Source organism: Pseudomonas sp. R9.37, assembly GCF_963878885.1.
GTDB lineage: Bacteria > Pseudomonadota > Gammaproteobacteria > Pseudomonadales > Pseudomonadaceae > Aquipseudomonas.
Genome location: NZ_CAWNZA010000023.1, coordinates 4,032 through 5,306, shown reverse-complemented (window position 1 = coordinate 5,306; position 1,275 = coordinate 4,032). Strand labels below are relative to the sequence as shown.

The window sequence follows — 1,275 nt, the reverse complement described above, 5'->3', positions numbered from 1 at the left end:
CTTCTGAAAATAATCACTTGACAGCAAATGAGGCTGCTGTAGAATGCGCGCCTCGGTTGAGACGAAAGATCTTAACCAACCGCTCTTTAACAACTGAATCAAGCAATTCGTGTGGGTGCTTGTGGAGTCAGACTGATAGTCAACAAGATTATCAGCATCACAAGTTACTCCGCGAGAAATCAAAGATGTAACCAACGATTGCTGAGCCAAGTTTAGGGTTTCTTAAAAACCCAAAGATGTTTGAACTGAAGAGTTTGATCATGGCTCAGATTGAACGCTGGCGGCAGGCCTAACACATGCAAGTCGAGCGGTAGAGAGAAGCTTGCTTCTCTTGAGAGCGGCGGACGGGTGAGTAATGCCTAGGAATCTGCCTGGTAGTGGGGGATAACGTTCGGAAACGGACGCTAATACCGCATACGTCCTACGGGAGAAAGCAGGGGACCTTCGGGCCTTGCGCTATCAGATGAGCCTAGGTCGGATTAGCTAGTTGGTGAGGTAATGGCTCACCAAGGCGACGATCCGTAACTGGTCTGAGAGGATGATCAGTCACACTGGAACTGAGACACGGTCCAGACTCCTACGGGAGGCAGCAGTGGGGAATATTGGACAATGGGCGAAAGCCTGATCCAGCCATGCCGCGTGTGTGAAGAAGGTCTTCGGATTGTAAAGCACTTTAAGTTGGGAGGAAGGGCATTAACCTAATACGTTAGTGTTTTGACGTTACCGACAGAATAAGCACCGGCTAACTCTGTGCCAGCAGCCGCGGTAATACAGAGGGTGCAAGCGTTAATCGGAATTACTGGGCGTAAAGCGCGCGTAGGTGGTTTGTTAAGTTGGATGTGAAATCCCCGGGCTCAACCTGGGAACTGCATTCAAAACTGACTGACTAGAGTATGGTAGAGGGTGGTGGAATTTCCTGTGTAGCGGTGAAATGCGTAGATATAGGAAGGAACACCAGTGGCGAAGGCGACCACCTGGACTAATACTGACACTGAGGTGCGAAAGCGTGGGGAGCAAACAGGATTAGATACCCTGGTAGTCCACGCCGTAAACGATGTCAACTAGCCGTTGGAAGCCTTGAGCTTTTAGTGGCGCAGCTAACGCATTAAGTTGACCGCCTGGGGAGTACGGCCGCAAGGTTAAAACTCAAATGAATTGACGGGGGCCCGCACAAGCGGTGGAGCATGTGGTTTAATTCGAAGCAACGCGAAGAACCTTACCAGGCCTTGACATCCAATGAACTTTCTAGAGATAGATTGGTGCCTTCGGGAGCCA

At 50.2% G+C, this 1,275-nt stretch carries 1 rRNA gene (cut by a window edge); it reads left to right on the top strand.

Annotated features, from left to right (window positions below):
* Nucleotides 1-242 precede the first annotated feature (242 nt).
* Nucleotides 243-1,275: ribosomal RNA gene (locus AACU78_RS15695) — 16S ribosomal RNA — on the top strand; it runs 603 nt beyond the window's last position.